The organism is Burkholderia humptydooensis (genome assembly GCF_001513745.1).
Classification (GTDB): Bacteria; Pseudomonadota; Gammaproteobacteria; order Burkholderiales; family Burkholderiaceae; genus Burkholderia; species Burkholderia humptydooensis.
This window is the reverse complement of record NZ_CP013380.1, coordinates 266,928-282,189: the sequence shown is the minus strand read 5'-3', so window position 1 is coordinate 282,189 and position 15,262 is coordinate 266,928. Positions and strand designations below refer to the sequence as shown.

At 66.7% G+C, this 15,262-nt stretch carries 17 protein-coding genes, 1 tRNA gene and 3 pseudogenes; 9 read left to right on the top strand and 12 right to left on the bottom strand.

The window, feature by feature from the left end:
- Positions 1 to 95 precede the first annotated feature (95 nt).
- The gene (locus AQ610_RS01295) at positions 96 to 965 is read right to left on the bottom strand and encodes an NAD(P)-dependent oxidoreductase (protein ID WP_006023775.1); all 870 of its coding nucleotides are present in this window, start codon (positions 963 to 965) and stop codon (positions 96 to 98) included.
- A 128-nt stretch (positions 966 to 1,093) separates the two neighbouring features.
- Here AQ610_RS01295 and AQ610_RS01290 point away from each other — a divergent pair, with 128 nt between their 5' ends.
- Positions 1,094 to 1,849 carry a Mut7-C RNAse domain-containing protein gene (locus AQ610_RS01290; protein ID WP_006023776.1) on the top strand — a complete coding sequence of 252 codons (756 nt, stop codon included), beginning with the start codon at positions 1,094 to 1,096 and terminating at the stop codon, positions 1,847 to 1,849.
- Positions 1,850 to 1,961: 112 nt separating this feature from the next.
- Here the strand turns inward: AQ610_RS01290 and AQ610_RS36710 are convergent, their stop codons facing one another.
- Positions 1,962 to 2,192 carry a hypothetical protein gene (locus AQ610_RS36710; protein WP_009913877.1) on the bottom strand — a complete coding sequence of 77 codons (231 nt, stop codon included), beginning with the start codon at positions 2,190 to 2,192 and terminating at the stop codon, positions 1,962 to 1,964.
- Positions 2,193 to 2,844: 652 nt separating this feature from the next.
- Between AQ610_RS36710 and AQ610_RS01280 the strand changes: the two genes are divergently transcribed.
- Entirely contained in the window at positions 2,845 to 3,216 is a 372-nt protein-coding gene (locus AQ610_RS01280) for a hypothetical protein (protein WP_006023779.1), read from the top strand.
- A 74-nt stretch (positions 3,217 to 3,290) separates the two neighbouring features.
- On the opposite strand, the gene AQ610_RS01275 is transcribed toward AQ610_RS01280, so the two are convergent.
- The 3 genes and pseudogenes from AQ610_RS01275 to AQ610_RS37865 form a co-directional block, all read right to left on the bottom strand.
- Positions 3,291 to 3,773 carry an MFS transporter gene (locus AQ610_RS01275; protein WP_006023780.1) on the bottom strand — a complete coding sequence of 161 codons (483 nt, stop codon included), beginning with the start codon at positions 3,771 to 3,773 and terminating at the stop codon, positions 3,291 to 3,293.
- A gap of 52 nt (positions 3,774 to 3,825) precedes the next feature.
- Positions 3,826 to 4,257: a DAHP synthetase I family protein gene (locus tag AQ610_RS37870; RefSeq protein WP_250636945.1), complete on the bottom strand. Its 432-nt coding sequence runs from the start codon at positions 4,255 to 4,257 to the stop codon at positions 3,826 to 3,828.
- A gap of 61 nt (positions 4,258 to 4,318) precedes the next feature.
- A pseudogene (locus tag AQ610_RS37865) lies at positions 4,319 to 4,786 on the bottom strand (3-deoxy-7-phosphoheptulonate synthase); the annotation flags it as partial.
- Between the two features lie 72 nt (positions 4,787 to 4,858).
- Between AQ610_RS37865 and AQ610_RS01265 the strand changes: the two are divergent.
- Together AQ610_RS01265 and AQ610_RS37160 are read left to right on the top strand one after the other, a co-directional pair.
- Positions 4,859 to 5,134, top strand: a pseudogene (locus AQ610_RS01265) (iron chelate uptake ABC transporter family permease subunit); the annotation flags it as partial.
- Positions 5,089 to 5,958 (top strand): annotated as a pseudogene (locus AQ610_RS37160) (ATP-binding cassette domain-containing protein); the annotation flags it as partial. The pseudogenes AQ610_RS01265 and AQ610_RS37160, both read left to right, overlap by 46 nt.
- 331 nt (positions 5,959 to 6,289) lie before the next feature.
- Here the strand turns inward: AQ610_RS37160 and AQ610_RS01255 are convergent.
- Positions 6,290 to 6,607 carry a hypothetical protein gene (locus tag AQ610_RS01255; protein ID WP_006023783.1) on the bottom strand — a complete coding sequence of 106 codons (318 nt, stop codon included), beginning with the start codon at positions 6,605 to 6,607 and terminating at the stop codon, positions 6,290 to 6,292.
- 509 nt (positions 6,608 to 7,116) lie between these two features.
- Between AQ610_RS01255 and AQ610_RS01250 the strand changes: the two genes are divergently transcribed.
- Entirely contained in the window at positions 7,117 to 8,523 is a 1,407-nt protein-coding gene (locus AQ610_RS01250; RefSeq protein WP_009913882.1) for an amino acid permease, read from the top strand.
- A gap of 163 nt (positions 8,524 to 8,686) precedes the next feature.
- Here the strand turns inward: AQ610_RS01250 and AQ610_RS01245 are convergent.
- The 5 genes from AQ610_RS01245 to AQ610_RS01225 all read right to left on the bottom strand — a co-directional run bounded on the left by AQ610_RS01245 (position 8,687) and on the right by AQ610_RS01225 (position 11,136).
- Positions 8,687 to 8,762 (bottom strand) — tRNA-Ala (locus AQ610_RS01245).
- A 60-nt stretch (positions 8,763 to 8,822) separates the two neighbouring features.
- Positions 8,823 to 9,185, bottom strand: a complete 363-nt coding sequence (locus AQ610_RS01240; protein WP_197417870.1) for a c-type cytochrome — start codon at positions 9,183 to 9,185, stop codon at positions 8,823 to 8,825.
- Positions 9,182 to 9,982, bottom strand: coding sequence for a BON domain-containing protein (locus AQ610_RS01235; RefSeq protein WP_043281834.1), 801 nt, complete (start codon positions 9,980 to 9,982; stop codon positions 9,182 to 9,184). The genes AQ610_RS01240 and AQ610_RS01235 overlap by 4 nt, the downstream gene beginning before the upstream one ends.
- A gap of 18 nt (positions 9,983 to 10,000) precedes the next feature.
- On the bottom strand, positions 10,001 to 10,579 hold the full coding sequence (locus AQ610_RS01230) for an SIS domain-containing protein (RefSeq protein WP_006023787.1): 579 nt from the start codon (positions 10,577 to 10,579) through the stop codon (positions 10,001 to 10,003).
- A gap of 122 nt (positions 10,580 to 10,701) precedes the next feature.
- Positions 10,702 to 11,136 carry a YraN family protein gene (locus AQ610_RS01225; protein WP_009913887.1) on the bottom strand — a complete coding sequence of 145 codons (435 nt, stop codon included), beginning with the start codon at positions 11,134 to 11,136 and terminating at the stop codon, positions 10,702 to 10,704.
- Positions 11,137 to 11,182: 46 nt separating this feature from the next.
- On the opposite strand from AQ610_RS01225, the gene rsmI reads away from it, so the two are divergent.
- Positions 11,183 to 12,070, top strand: a complete 888-nt coding sequence (rsmI, locus tag AQ610_RS01220; RefSeq protein WP_006023790.1) for a 16S rRNA (cytidine(1402)-2'-O)-methyltransferase — start codon at positions 11,183 to 11,185, stop codon at positions 12,068 to 12,070.
- A 98-nt stretch (positions 12,071 to 12,168) separates the two neighbouring features.
- On the opposite strand, the gene AQ610_RS01215 is transcribed toward rsmI, so the two are convergent.
- A complete protein-coding gene (locus tag AQ610_RS01215) occupies positions 12,169 to 12,801 on the bottom strand; it encodes a septal ring lytic transglycosylase RlpA family protein (RefSeq protein WP_009913888.1) in 633 nt (210 codons plus the stop codon).
- 603 nt (positions 12,802 to 13,404) lie between these two features.
- Between AQ610_RS01215 and AQ610_RS01210 the strand changes: the two genes are divergently transcribed.
- The 3 genes from AQ610_RS01210 to AQ610_RS01200 all read left to right on the top strand — a co-directional run bounded on the left by AQ610_RS01210 (position 13,405) and on the right by AQ610_RS01200 (position 15,251).
- Positions 13,405 to 14,049 carry an MBL fold metallo-hydrolase gene (locus tag AQ610_RS01210; RefSeq protein WP_006023792.1) on the top strand — a complete coding sequence of 215 codons (645 nt, stop codon included), beginning with the start codon at positions 13,405 to 13,407 and terminating at the stop codon, positions 14,047 to 14,049.
- Positions 14,046 to 14,702 carry a 3'-5' exonuclease family protein gene (locus AQ610_RS01205; RefSeq protein WP_009913891.1) on the top strand — a complete coding sequence of 219 codons (657 nt, stop codon included), beginning with the start codon at positions 14,046 to 14,048 and terminating at the stop codon, positions 14,700 to 14,702. The genes AQ610_RS01210 and AQ610_RS01205 overlap by 4 nt, the downstream gene beginning before the upstream one ends.
- A 90-nt stretch (positions 14,703 to 14,792) precedes the next feature.
- Entirely contained in the window at positions 14,793 to 15,251 is a 459-nt protein-coding gene (locus AQ610_RS01200) for an Lrp/AsnC family transcriptional regulator (protein ID WP_004195771.1), read from the top strand.
- Positions 15,252 to 15,262: the final 11 nt, after the last annotated feature.

Sequence of the window (15,262 nt, the reverse complement as noted above, 5' to 3'; positions counted from 1 at the left end):
TTCGAAAATGAAATGGAAATGTCAATTATGCCGGGGAACGCGGGCCGCTGTCAGCCGCGGGGCAGCCGCGCGACGCATGCCGCATCACGCGCGCATCATCGCCCCGCGCGGCGCGCCGCGACCTGGCCGAGCACCGCGAAATCCTTGTCGCCGTGGCCGTGCGCGACCGCTTCGATCAGGCTGTCGCGCACGACGCTCGCGACGGGCAGCGGCACCGACAGCGCGTCGCCCGCCTCGAGCGCGAGCCGCACGTCCTTCAGGCCGAGCCGCGCCTTGAAAAGCGCCGGCTCGTAGCGCGACTCGGCGATCATCGCGCCGTAGCCTTGATAAACGGGGCCGGGAAACACGCTGTTGGTGATCACGTCGAGATAGTCGTTCATCGCGACGCCGTGCGCGGCGAGGAGCGCCCCCGCCTCGCCCATTGTCTCGATGGCCGACGCGATCGTGAAGTTCGCCGCGATCTTCACCGCGTTCGCGTGCTGCGGCAGCGAGCCGAGCCGCCACGTCTTCTGGCCAATCGCGTCGAACGCGGGCTGCATCCGGTCGATCGCCTCCGCGGGCCCGGCCGCGATGATCGTGAGGCGCGCGGCTGCCGCGACGTGCGGGCGCCCCATCACGGGCGCCGCGACGTAGTGGATCGCCCGCTGCGCGTGCGCGTGCGCGAGCTGCTCGGCGAGCGCGACCGAAATCGTCGCCATGTTCACGTGAATGAGGCCGCGCAGCGCGTGCTCGAGGAGCGCCGCGTCGAACACCTCGCGCGCGGCTGCGTCGTCGGCGAGCATCGAGAACACCGCGTCGCCCGCGAACGCTTCGGCGACCGTCGCGACGTGCTGCGCGCCCAGCGCGACGAGCGGCGCGACACGTTCGGCCGAGCGGTTCCACACCCGAACGCGATGCCCCGCCTTCAGCAGATTCGCCGCGATCGCGCTGCCCATCTCGCCCGCGCCGATAAATCCGATGTCCATGTCGTGCTCCTTGTATTCGTCTTATTCGTCGAAAGCACGAGTAGAGCACAGGCGCGCGACATTTGCCGTTTCGCGGCAGCCATCGCGCGCGACGTGCGACAAGCGTGCGGCGGTGCGATACTGGGCCGATGGTCACCGTGACTTTCCGCTTCTACGAGGAGCTGAACGATTTCCTCGCGCGGCCGCTGCGCCGCCGCGAGTTCGAGCGCGCGTGCATGCGCGGCGCGAGCGTCAAGCACGCAATCGAGGCGCTCGGCGTTCCGCACACCGAAGTCGAGCTGATTCTCGTCAACGGCGAATCGGCGCCGTTCAGCCGCGCGCTCGAAGATGGCGACCGCGTCGCCGTCTACCCGACCTTCGAAGCGATCGACATCCGCCCGCTGCTGCGCGTGCGCGCCGCGCCGCTGCGCGTCACGCGCTTCATCGCCGACGCGCATCTCGGCGGGCTCGCGCAATTGCTGCGGCTGGCGGGCTTCGACACGCTGTACGACAACCACTACCCGGACGACCTGATCGAGGCGATCGCCGCGCGCGAAGCGCGGATCGTCCTCACGCGCGACCGCGAGCTGCTCAAGCGCCGCACGATCACGCACGGCTGCTACGTGCGCGCGCTGAAGCCGCAGGCGCAACTGCGCGAGCTGTTCGACCGGCTCGATCTCGCCGGCGCCGCGCAACCGTTCCGGCTGTGCCTGTCGTGCAACGCGCCGCTGCGGCGCATCGATCCCGCCGAGGCCGAAGGCCGCGCGCCGCAAGGCGTGCTGCAGCGTCACACGCGCTTCGTCACCTGCGACGTCTGCCGTCGCGTGTTCTGGGAGGGCTCGCACTGGCGGCGCATGCGCGCGCTGATCGACCACGTGTCGCCGCCGAAGCCGCCGCACGCGTGACGCGTGCATCGGGCGCGGATCACGCGCGCAAAAAACGAACCCCGCGTTCGCGAGAACGCGGGGTTCGTCGTCACGAGCCGACGGCGACGCATGCGCCGCCGCCGACAGGCGCTTACTGCTGCGCGCCCTTGCCGTTCGTGCCGGCTGCCGACGCGGCTTCCGCCTTCGCCTTGGTCTTCGCCGAGCCGTGCTTCATCAGCTCGTGCTTCGCCTTGCTCTTGCCTTGCTTCGCAGCCGAAGCTGCCGCCGGTGCCGACGCTGCCGGTGCCGACGCTTGCGCGAACACGGAAGCCGAAGCGAATGCGATAGCGGCGGTTGCCACCGAAGCGATGATCTTCTTCATTGTTTTTCCTTGAATATCCAAACGGAAATATCCGGTTAATGACGATGCGTTGGAGCGCATCCGACGCCGGTGTTGTTCGAGATTCACGGCTCGCGCCTTACGTGACGTAAGGCTTTTGTCGGCATGAATGCTCGTGCGCCGGCTCTATAACGCAGCGCGTGCGCGCCGCGTTGACACGCCGTGCGCGTCTTTCGAGGTGATTCGAATATCGGCTCGAAAGATCAAATAGATAGCATGATCGGCAAATGATCTTTCAGATCTCGGTCAAATGCCGCCCATTGTTTTTTTGCGTGCGATTCGATGAGCGAGCGTGAATCGTGCAATTCGCACGGTCGACGTCGACAGAAACCGCGTGCCTTCATGCATGATACGGTGACGCACGACGCGATCACATTCGCCCGGCATTCGATTCGCTCGCGATACGCGCGACCTCGAATGGGCCGCGGCGAACGCTCGCAAGCGGTACGACGAGCCCGATCGAAAACAATTTTTAACACAAACGACGCGCATGCCTTGTTAGGCTCGCGACACGATCGGATTTTTCCTCTATCGTTTCGGCGCGCCGCCGTTCGCGCGACGTCGCGCATCGGACCGACGCGAAACGCATGGAATCCGGATGCGTTTTTGCCGAACGACTCACCTTGGATCGCCCATGAAATCGACTCAGATTCTCGCTAGCTGCGCGCTCGCCGGCACCGTGGCTGCGCTCGCCGGCTGCGCAGGCTCGCCCGCGAACGGCCCGCAGGCCGAATCGCCCAGCGGCCGGATCATCTACGTCGCATCGCCGCGCAGCCCGCGCGATGTTGAAAGCTGCCTGACGAGCCGCGTACCGCAGGCGCGCGTCGCGCAACGCAACCCGACGACGGTCCTGATTGGCCCGTACTCGGCCGATTCGGACTGGACCGTCACGCTTGCGCCCACCGCATCGTCCGGCACGAACATCGGCGTCTATCGCCCGCGCAGCGGCGACGGAGATCCGGAGGAGTCGGAACTGCGCTTCCACATCGCGCGCTGCGCGGTCTGATGCGCATCGCGCATCGCGCATCGAACGTCACGCAACGCGCATCGCCGCAAGCGAGCGGCGCGCGATCGATGCCTTCACTGCGTCGCGGCTGCGCGCCGCGCACTTCGCCACGTCGCGCAGGCCACGAGCAGCAGCAGCACGCCGATCAGCGCGAACGGCGCCTGCGGGCGCCAGTCGTACAGTGCGGTGCCGGCGAGCGGCGCCACGATCATGCTGAGCCCCTGCGCAGCCGACATCGTGCCCGCACACGCGCCCTGCTCGCGCGCATCGACCGCCGCGCTCGCGAGCGCGCCCCAGCGCAGCCATTGCAGCGGCGCGATGCGCAGCAGCCGCGCAACCGCCGACTGCATCACGATCAGGCCGAGCCCCGCGCAGCCAAGCGCATAGCCGACGACGACCGCCGCGTGCCGCGCGTCGACGTGCAACCAATCGATCACGTAAAACCCGAGCGCACTGTTCGCGATCGCGATGACGCTGTACAGCGCAAATGCGCTGAGCCACGGCCGCCGGATCCGCGCGTCGGTCATCTTGAGCCGCGGCGGCGCACCGCGCACCACATGAGGCTCCTGTTCGTTCGATGAATGGATGCGCAACGCGCGCGCGGACGCGTCAACGCCGCGCAACGTGAGCGGCGAGACGCGCGTGCGCGGCGACGAGCGCCGCCTCGGTCGCGTCCCAGCCGAGACAGAGATCGGTGATCGAGCAGCCGTAGCGCAGCGCGCCGGCCCCGTCGTCGAGCGACTGCTGCCCTTCTTCGAGAAAACTCTCGAGCATCACGCCGCGAATCGAGCGATTGCCGGCGCAGATCTGGTCTACGACGTCGTCGAGCACCGCGACCTGCCGCGCATGCTGCTTGTCGCAGTTCGCATGCGAGCAATCGACGACGACGTTCGTCGTCAGCCGGTTCGCGCGCAGCGCGTGCTCGGCCGCCGCGACGCTCGCGGCATCGTAGTTCGGGCCGTCGCGGCCGCCTCGCAGCACGAGGTGCGCGTATGGATTGCCGTCGGTATGCAGCACGACCGGATAGCCTTCGTCGTGCAAGCCGACCGTTCTTGAATCCGACCGGCATCGGCAGCCCCGACGCCATCTCGCGATGCACCTGCGATTCGGTCGTGCGCGCGCCGATCGCCGCCCAGCTCACGAGATCGCCGAGGTAGTGCGGCGTGACGAGATCGAGCGCCTCGATCGCGGCCGGCAGCCCGAGCGCGTTCACTTCGCACAGCAGCCGGCGTGCGGTCGCGAGCCCTTCGTCGATCCGATGGCTGCCGTCGAGGCGCGGATCGTTGATGAGCCCCTTCCAGCCGACCGTCGTGCGCGGTTTTTCGAAATACACGCGCATCACGACGCAGAACACGTCCCGCACCGCATCCGCGAGGCGCGCGAGATGCAGCGCGTAGTCGAGCGCTGCCTGCGGATCGTGGATCGAGCACGGTCCGACGATCGCGAGCCAGCGCGGATCGCGCTGCTCGAGAATCGCCTGCACTTGCCGTCGGCCAGCGTCGACGGTCGTCTGGATGGCAGCCGAGAGCGGATAGCGGCGGCGCAGCGCGGCGGGCGTCGGCAGCCGCATGCCGACCCGCTGCCGCGCGACGCTCGCGCGCGCCCCGGCCACGCCGCCGTTCGGGTACAGGGTGATGTTTTGTTCGTCGGCACGATCGGCTTCGTCGGACTCGTCGGGCCGCACATCGCGAGACTTCTCGTCGGCGACGATCACCGCTACTACCTGCCGGGCGGCATGCTCGCGGGCGCAATCATGCTGTCGGGCGCGTCGATCCTCAGCAAAACGCTCATCAGCGGCCTCGTGCTGCCGATCGGCATCATCACCGCGCTCGTCGGCGTGCCGCTTTTCATGACGCTGATCAGTCGGCGCAGACGCGATGGCTGTTCGAGCAGTTACGCCTGCACCGGCTCGCGATGAAGCCGCTCGACAGCCTGTCGGGCAGCCAGCGCCAGATGGTCGGCCTCGCGCAGGTACTGGTGCGGAACACGCCGCTCCTGCTGCTCGACGAGCCGACGAGCGCGCTCGACCTGCGCTGGCAATTGCTCGCGCTGGAAGCGATGCGCGACGCGGCAAGCCGCCGCGCGGCGATCATCGTCGTCGCGATGCACGATCTGAATCTCGCATCGCGCTTCTGCGACCGGATGGTGCTGCTCGGGCCGGACGGCGTGCTGGCGGACGGCTTGCCGTCCGAAGTGCTCGAACCGACGCGCGTATGCGGTCGATGCGCGGGTCGAACGCACTTCGGAGGGGGAGCACCTCATACTCGTCGAGCGGGCGGTTCCTGGCGTCGATTACGAGACGACGGGCCGGTAAGCGCGGCCGCGTTGTCCGGGCTTTTCATCGGCATGCGCGCGGCGGAGATGCGCGCATGCACGCTTCGCTCTCTTCGGCGTCTTTTCCTTGTGCATATCGATTCGCATCGCCGCTGCGGATCGCGCTGCTTGGCGACGGAAGCAATCTACATTCAGCCGCGCAACGTCACGTTTTCCGCCAGCCCGTTTCTGTGCGCCTCCGTGAACGTTCGATGGCTGCGAGCTCGCTCGAATCCGAATCGACGCGACGACGCATCGGCACGCCTTTCTCCATCCAGTCGATTCGAACCGAACACAGTTCTCATCAACCCTGCCAATGCGGCTTTGTTCGATTCGACTCGTCGACTGCTTTCGGCGTCGACACAAGCGCCGTCGGCCGTTTTGTCTCCAATTCTTTTAATTGATGGATGTATACGTAGTAGAAGTTAACAAAAGCGGCTCTTTCCTGTGGACAACCCGGGTTTTCCCTGACGGATCAGAGCGGCATCAATTCCATAACTGTATCGGCTGTGCGTGAATATCCGCCGCGAGCAAAGGACAACTTCGATGCGTCCGGAAGCGAGGCCGGTTTTATCAAGATTTGGTCCACAGGCTGGGCGACGAGTTATCCCAAGGATTTCCAGGGCTGGGCGTGGATAACTCTTGTTCTTCGCACGCAGGCCCAATGTTTTCCTGTGTTTGCATTCGCTTTTACAGCCGCTTCAAGTCGACGCGCACGAACCCGGCATTCAGTCGAACGAGCCCGAAAAGCGGAGCCGAATCAGCGCTCCCAGCGCTTGCCGAACGACACCGTCGCTTCGCACATGCAGCCGATCAACACGCCGACTATCCCGATGAACGTGACCGTCGTCCCGAGCGACGAGAGCGCCGACGCATCGGGCGCGCGAATCTCGACGCCGAACGCCGCGAGCAACCCGAACAGCATCGCGCCGGCGCACGCGATCGCATAACCGCGCATCAGCTTCGGATAGCGCGCGTGGCGCGGCCCGAATGCGCGAAAGAGCGCATAGCCGAAACAGAACCAGTAGACGGCCGCAGGCAACCCGGTAGACGCAACCCAACCGCTGTCGATCGTCATGATCGGACTCCGTGAATGTCGTCGTTCGGATGGCGCGTGCGATCGGGGTATCGTGCACGACGCTGCGCGCTCGCACGCCCATAGTTTCTTTTACTAAAATTAAGACAAATACAGGAACATCCACTCGCGAACAGCCACTAGCATAGCGCCAAATACCAGACTCCGACCGAGGGGCATCTGTTCATGCATGCTGGAGACAACGCTCGATGCATCCACCGATTCGCCGCGCGAACCGATACGCGCGCACCACGCCCGCCATCGCCGCCGAGCGCCGACCGCGCCGCGCGACGTCATGCACCGCTTCACCGCGTGTTGTTCGCCCTATCTTCCACTTGAGTCACGCCGGCTCGCGCAAGCGGGACGTCCGCACCGCGCGCGCCTGAAGCGCTGCCCGCGCGCCTTCGCGCAGCCGATTCACATCCTGCTCGCCGTCCTCGAGACGACGCGAGGCATGCGCACGGCGCCGACGCATGCGTTGCCGATTTCACAAACTCAAAGGAGACATCCCGATGCAGAAAGGAAGTACGGAAACCGACCTACACCGAGGGCTCGGACAACGACAGATGCGCCTGATCGCGCTCGGCGCCGCGATCGGCGTCGGCCTTTTCCTCGGCTCGGCCAATGCGATCAAGATGGCGGGGCCCGGGATCATCCTGTCGTACATCATCGGCGGCGCCGTGATCTTCGTGATCATGCGCGCGCTCGGCGAGATGGCCGTGCACGAGCCGGTCGCCGGCTCGTTCAGCCGCTACGCGCGCAACTACCTCGGGCCGCTCGCTGGCTACCTGACGGGCTGGAACTACTGGTTCCTCTGGCTCGTCACCTGCATCGCCGAAATCACGGCGGTCGGCATCTACATGGGCATCTGGTTCCCGGACGTGCCGCGCTGGATCTGGGCGCTCGCCGCGCTGGCCGCGATGGGCTCGGTGAACCTGCTCACCGTGAAGGCATACGGCGAGTTCGAATTCTGGTTTGCGCTGATCAAGGTGGTGACGATCGTCGTGATGATCGCGGCCGGCATCGCGATGATCGCCTTCGGCATCGGCAATCACGGCGTGCCGATCGGCATCTTGAACCTCTGGGCGCACGGCGGCTTCTTCCCGAACGGTGCGCAGGGCGTGCTGATGTCGATGCAGATGGTGATGTTCGCGTACCTCGGCGTCGAGATGATCGGGCTGACGGCGGGTGAAGCGGAGAATCCGCAGAAGACGATTCCGGGCGCGATCAATTCGGTGTTCTGGCGCATCCTGCTCTTCTACGGCGGCGCCCTCTTCGTGATTCTGTCGATCTACCCGTGGAACGAGATCGGCACGCAAGGCAGCCCGTTCGTGATGACGTTCGAGCGGCTCGGCATCAGGACGGCCGCGGGCATCATCAACTTCGTCGTGCTGACGGCGGCGCTTTCGTCGTGCAACGGCGGCATCTTCAGCACGGGGCGCATGCTGTACAACCTCGCGAAGCAGGGCCACGCGCCGCGCACGTTCGGCGACGCGACGGCAAGCGGCGTGCCGCGCCGGGCGATTCTTGTTTCGATGGTCGCGCTGCTGGTGGGCGTGCTGCTCAACTACCTGGTGCCGGAGAAGGTGTTCGTCTGGGTGACGTCGATTTCGACGTTCGGGGCGATCTGGACGTGGGGCGTCATTCTCGTCACGCAGATGAGGTTTCGCGCGAGCCTCGCGCCGGCGGAGGAGCGCGCGCTGCGGTTCCGGATGCCGTTCTGGCCTTATGGGTCCTGGGTGGCGCTCGCGTTTCTCGTGCTCGTGGTCGGGTTGATGGCTTATTTTCCGGACACGCGGGTCGCGCTTTATGTCGGGCCGGCTTGGCTCGTGTTGCTCGTGGTGCTGTATTACGCGTTGAAGCTCGAACCGGAGGGTGGGAAGGCGGCGGGGCTGGAGCGCAGGTATGGGCGCGGTTGATTGATTCGCGAAGGAGAGCGGCGCGAAGTGGTTTGCGATGGCCGGTTGCGTGGGCTGCTGTGCGGTTCGGCGCGCTGCTCTGTTGAGTTGAGTGTTTTGAGGAGGTCTTAGCCGGCCAAACAAAAAAAGGGCTTGGCCATTCGGCCAAGCCCTTTGAATTCTTTGGTGGAGCGGAGGAGGATCGAACTCCCGACCTTCGCATTGCGAACGCGACGCTCTCCCAGCTGAGCTACCGCCCCTCACCAACAGCCGATGATAATACATCACATCATCAGCACTTGACAACAGATTTGCGCCGATTATTTCGACGGCGCGCCGGCCAGCACCCACTGAACGACCGAGCGCACGTCGGCATCGCTCATCCGCGGGTGCGCGGGCATCGGGATCGCGCCCCACACGCCCGAGCCGCCGTCCTTCACCTTCTTCGCAAGCTTCGGCACCGCCTGCTGATCGCTCTTGTATCGCTCGGCGATCTGCTGGAACGACGGCCCGACGAGCTTCCGGTCCACCGCGTGGCAGCCCATGCACGCGTTGCTGCGCGCGACCTTCAGGCCATCGCCGACATCCGCATGCGCCGGCGCGGCCGCCATCGCGCCGCCAAGCACCACAATCGAAGCAATGGCACCGCCCATCATCCTTTTCACGTACTTCGCCACCATCACGGCGTCCCCGCCTTCGGATTGCCCGGATGCACGTTCGTCGAATTGGAGACCGGCGCGGGCGTCTGCAGCGGCGTCGCGGTGACGCTCGAATCCGGCACCGCGCCGACCGTCGCGCCTTCGGCGGCCGTCGCGGGCGCGGCGGCCGCCGACGCGCCGCTCGCGGGCGTCGCCGCCGTCAGCGCCTGGGCTTCCTGCGGCTTGATGTACTGGAACACCTTGACGACCTTCTCGACGCCCGGCACACGGCTCGCGACGTCCGCGCCGCGGCTGCCTTCGTCGGTCGTCACGAGACCCATCAGATAAACGTTGCCGCGCTCGCACACCACCTTGTAGTTGTTCGCGGAGATGCCCTTCTCGGCGATCATCGCGGTCTTCACGCGGCCTTCGAGATACGAGTCGTTCGCCCGGTCCGACAGCGAACTCGCCGGCCCGACCCCGAGCTCGTTGACGATCGCGTTCACGTTGTTGATCCCGCGGACGATCTCTTCGGCGCGCTGCTTCGCGGCGTCGCTCGGCACTTCGCCCGTCAGCAGCACGCGGCGGTTGAACACCGTCACGTTCACGTGCGAGCCGTCCGGCAGCCCGTTGTTCATCTGCGTCAGCGCCTTCACCTGGATCTCGCGATCCTCGGTCTGCGCGCCGAGCGTGCGGCGATCGGTCGCGACGAGCGCGCCGCCGCCCGCCGCCGCGCCGGCAACTGCCAGCACGCAGCCTTGCAGCGTTGCGGCCAGGCCGGCCGACAGGCCGATCACGAGCGTAGTTCTGACTAGCGTCTGTCTGACGCGGCTGTTACTCATCGACGGCTCTCCTTCGAATCAATCCTCGCCCAGCAGCATCGCGTCGATGCCGTCGCACAGGCAATGGATGGTCAGCAGATGAACTTCCTGGATGCGCACCGCCCGCTCGGACGGCACGCAGATCTGAATATCGGTGTCGGCGAGCGACGCGCCCAGGCGTCCTCCACCGTTGCCCGTCAGCGCGATGACGATCATCTCGCGCTCGCGCGCCTCCTCCACGGCGGCCAGCACGCGCGGCGATTCGCCGAGCGGATCGAGCACGAGCAGCACGTCGCCCATCTGGCCGAGCGTGCGCACTTGTTGCGCGAAGATCTGATCTCCGTCGCCCCCGGTGCCGGAGCGGCTCGCATCGGTGTGGAGCGCGAGCCCGGGCAGGCCGGGACGCTCGCGCTCGAATCCGCCAATCAGCGCGGCGGCCAGCCGCTCGCTCGCGGCGGCCGACGGGCCGTCGCCGCATGCGACGATCTTGTTGCCGTTCGCGAGCGCCATGAACATCGCGTCGACGGCCGCCGCGATCGGCAGGGACAGCGCGTCAAGCGCTTCGCGAACGAGCGCGGCGCTGTCGCGGATATGTTGCTGAATACGTTCGACTGACATCGATTCCTAATCGGGTACTGCGCGCGTGGTCTGCGTCGCGCGGCATCGTGAGTGCGGCGAGTTTACCGCACTCCGCCCCCGCCGCCCGAGCGTCGCCGCATCTCCTTACATCTCGACACAAGCTAAGCGGGTTCGTCGGCGCGAAACGCGTCGCGCAGCCACTCGAGCCGGCCGCCCTCGAACGCGACGACGTCGAAGCGGCACGCGCTCGCGCCGCCCGTGCGCGCCCAGAACGCATGCGCCGCGTGCAGGAGCCGCATGCGCTTGCGCGCGCCGATGCTCGCCGCCGCACCGCCATAGCGGCCGCTCGTGCGCGCGCGCACTTCGACGAACACGAGCGTGCCGTCGCGCTCGCGCATCACGAGGTCGATTTCACCGCCGCGCACGGTCACGTTGCGCGCGACGAGCGCGAGCCCAGCGCGCTCGAGGAAGCGCTGCGCGCGCGTCTCAAACGCGGCGCCGACGACGCGCCCGGACCCGGCCGCCTTCGAAAAGTTGTTGCGCGGCGCGGCTTCGGCATCGCCCGCCTCCTGCCGCGACGCGCGCGCGTGGCACAATGCGGGGCTTCTTCCGTTTGCGCCGCGTGCGGGCGCCTTTCGTGTCATGACTTCCCTCCTCGATCTCGCGCAGGCGCAGCACTATCCGACGGGCGCCCTCTACGTCGTCGCGACGCCGATCGGCAACGCCGCCGACATCACGCTGCGCGCGCTGCACGTGCTCGCGCTCGCCGACCGCATCGCCGCCGAGGACACCCGCAACACGGGCCAACTGCTCGCGCGCTACGGAATCTCGAAGCCGCTCGTCGCCGTGCACGAGCACAACGAGCGCGCGGCCGCCGCGAAGCTGATCGATCACCTGCGCGCAGGCGAGCGGATCGCGTATGTGTCGGACGCCGGCACGCCCGGCATTTCCGACCCCGGCGCGAAACTCGTCGACGCCGTGCGCGCCGCCGGCTTCGGCGTGATCCCGCTGCCGGGCGCGAACGCGGCCGCCGCTGCGCTCAGCGTGGCGGGCGCCTGGGCGGGCGCATTCACGTTCGCGGGCTTTCTGCCGCCGAAGCCGAAGCAGCGCGACGCGGCGCTCCAGCCGCTGAAGACGCATCCATACGCACTTGTGTTCTACGAAGCGCCGCACCGGATCGTCGAGACGGTCGAGGCGCTCGCGGCGACGCTCGGCGGCGACCGCCGGCTGCTGATCGCGCGCGAGCTCACCAAGCTACACGAGGAGCTGTTCGAGGGCACGCTGGCCGAAGGGCCAACGTGGCTGCGCGCGGACGCGAACCGGCAGCGCGGCGAGTTCGTGCTCGTCGTCGAGGGCGCGCCGCAGGATGAGCGCGACGATGATGAACGCGGGCACGACGCGCTGCTCAAGCTGCTGCTCGACGAAGTGCCGGTCAAGAGTGCGGCGAAGCTCGCGGCGGCGCTGACAGGCGCGTCGCGCAACGCGCTCTATGCGCGCGCGCTCGCGCTGAAGAAAGAAGAAGAGGAGTAAGGATTCGCCGCACAAGCGAAAGGAGCCGCATGAAGCGGCCCCTTTCGCATGCGTTCGATCGTCTCGTCCGGGCGGCCGATGCGCCGCCCTTGCCGCGATTACTTCGTGAGGTTCGACGCGAGCGTCTCGTCGCGCGCGACGCGCGCCTCTTCGGGCGACAGCCCCTGGATCTTCACGCGCGCGGTGCCCGCGTGGACGAGGCCGATCACCTTCGCCGCCGCATATGACAGATCGAGGATCCGGCCGCGCGAGAACGGTCCGCGATCGTTGATCTTCACGACGACAGACTTGCCGTTCGCCTGGTTCGTCACGCGCACGTACGACGCGAGCGGCAGCGTGCGGTGCGCGGCCGTGAGCTCGTTCATGTTGAAGCGTTCGCCGTTCGCGGTGCGGCGGCCGTGAAAGCCCTTGCCGTACCACGATGCGCGCCCCGTCTGGCGGAAATCCGAAACGTCCGCGGCGTCGATCGGCTTCGCGTCCGCAAGCGACGGGCGCGATGCGTCCTGCGAGCCGGCGGCGGGCATCGAAGCGAGCGCCGTGTCGAAGTTCAGCGGCGCGCCCGCCGATTCCTTATTGTTGTTGGCCGCGCCTGACGCGGCCGTGCGCAGCGCGTCCTTCGCCGCGGCGCCTTTCGCCTGTTCGGACGTCGGTGCGTTCGGCGGCACCGCGCAGCCCGTCAGCGCGAAAAATACAGCTAGAGTCCCGAGGTGTCTCGGTAATCGAAATCTCATCGACGTGTCGCCTGCTTGTACGGATCGCGTCGCCACGAATGCGATCCGGACGGACATGCATGCCCCAGTCGCGCTCGCGCGCGGGCGGCTTGCATCTGGCGCGGCTCACGTTCTGCCGCAACCGGTCCTGATTAGCTTTCACGTCTGGCGCAACCTGTCCCCGGCAGCCTGACCAGACCCCACATGCCGCCAATCGAACATGGCTTCCACGTTCGTGCGCGTCGTGAACTCAAACGCGCAGGAACGGCGGCATAGGCCTCATCCGGCGTCGCGGCAGCAGGGCCGCAGCGGGCGCGTTGCGCCCGGCCGGACAAGACGTGAGCACCGACGAATCGGCACTGGATGCACCGCCGGACAACCGGCGGCTCTTGCATTGACGGCGTCACGGAAACCGGAAGAAAACAGGTTCCGAACGCCCACTGACGGCGTGGTCTTCCACGCACACTGGGCCGCATTATACATAAACGAAAACAGTCGCCTCAAAAACGACCGCTTCCGATGATTGATTCTCTCTATGATCGAAACAATCGACATTGAACCGGCGCGCGCGGCGGGCGATCCGTCGGGCCAGTACAATCGGGGCTTTTAGCCGCCGCTCGCGCCATGAAAGTCACGCTCATTCCGGTCACGCCGTTCCAGCAGAACTGCTCGCTGCTCGTTTGCGAGAAGACAGGGCGCGCCGCCGTCGTCGATCCCGGAGGCGATCTCGAACTGATCGAGCAGGAAGTCGCCCGGCAGAGCGTGCAGGTCGAGAAGGTGCTGCTCACGCACGGTCACGTCGACCATTGCGCGGGCGCGAAGCGGCTCGCCGCGCATTACGGCGTGCCGATCGAGGGGCCGCACGAGGACGAGCGCTTCTGGATCGAGAAGCTGCCGATGCAAAGCGAACGCTTCGGCTTTCCGGCCGCCGAAGCGTTCGAGCCGGACCGCTGGCTCGACGATGGCGATACCGTGACGTTCGGCGAAGAGACGCTCGAGGTCTATCATTGCCCAGGGCACGCGCCGGGCCACGTCGTGTTCTTCAGCCGCGCGCATCGGCTCGCGATCGTCGGCGACGTGCTGTTCGCCGGCTCGATCGGCCGCACCGACTTCCCGCGCGGCAACCACGCGGACCTGATCCGCTCGATCCGCGAAAAACTCTGGCCGCTCGGCGACGACGTCACGTTCGTACCCGGCCACGGCCCCGTGTCGACGTTCGGCAACGAGCGCCGCACGAATCCGTTCGTCGCAGACGGAGTGGCGGGATGAGCGCCGCGCCGACTATGCCGATCCGCGAAATCTACGTGAGCACCGACGTCGAGGCGGACGGCCCGATCCCGGGCCCGCATTCGATGCTGAGCTTCGCATCCGCCGCGTTCACCGAGGACAAGCAGTTGATCGCGACCTTCTCCGCGAATCTCGAGCTGCTGCCGGGCGCGGCGGCTCACCCGGTGCAGGATGCCTGGTGGAGGACGCAGCCCGAAGCGTGGGCCGCATGCCGGCGCGATTTGCAGGCGCCGGAGGCGGCGCTCGCCGCGTACGTCGAATGGGTCGAGGCGCTGCCCGGCAAGCCGGTGTTCGTCGCGATGCCGGCGGGCTTCGATTTCACGTTCATGTTCTGGTACATGATGCGCTTCACCGGGCGCTGCCCGTTCTCGTGGTCGGCACTCGACATCAAGACGCTCGCGTTCGCGATCACCGGCCTGCCGTACCGGAAGGCGATCAAGCCGCGCTTCCCGAAGCACTGGTTCGACGACCATCCGCACACGCACATCGCGCTCGACGACGCGATCGAGCAAGGCGCGCTCTTCTGCAACATGCTCGCCGACCTGCGCGCGCTGCAGACGGCGAAGGCGTCGGCGCCGCCCGTCGAAGAAGCTGACGAATCAGCACAAAATGCCGCCGACGGCCCGAGAAATTAGCGAATATCGCTCGTTTCAACGGCCTCGGATTGCCTTTCTTTTCACCCGCCTCTACCATTGCCAAATGATGTAGCCGCTTTGGAGGCGCAGGTGACCCTCGATACCTTTTCGCAAAAAATCCTTCGCCTGTTGCAGCTCGACGCGCGCCGCTCCGTGCAGGAGATCTCCGATCAGGTCGGCCTCTCCAGCACGCCGTGCTGGCGCCGCATCAAGGATATGGAGCAGTCCGGCGTGATCCAGCGCTACACCGCCCTCCTCGATCGCGAGAAGCTCGGGCTCCATATCTGCGCGCTCGCGCACGTTCACCTGACCCGCCACAACGAAGGCGGCGTCGAGCAGTTCGAGCGGGAGATCGCGACCTGCCCCGAGGTGACCGAGTGCTACAGCACGACGGGCGAGGCCGATTACATCCTCAAGATCGTCGCCCCGGACATCAAGGCTTACGACATCTTCCTGCACGAGCGGATCTTCAAGATTCCTGCCGTTTCGCAGGTGCGCACGAGCGTCGTGCTGCGCGAGATCAAGTTCGATACGCAGTTGCCGCTCTGACGCGGGCCCAG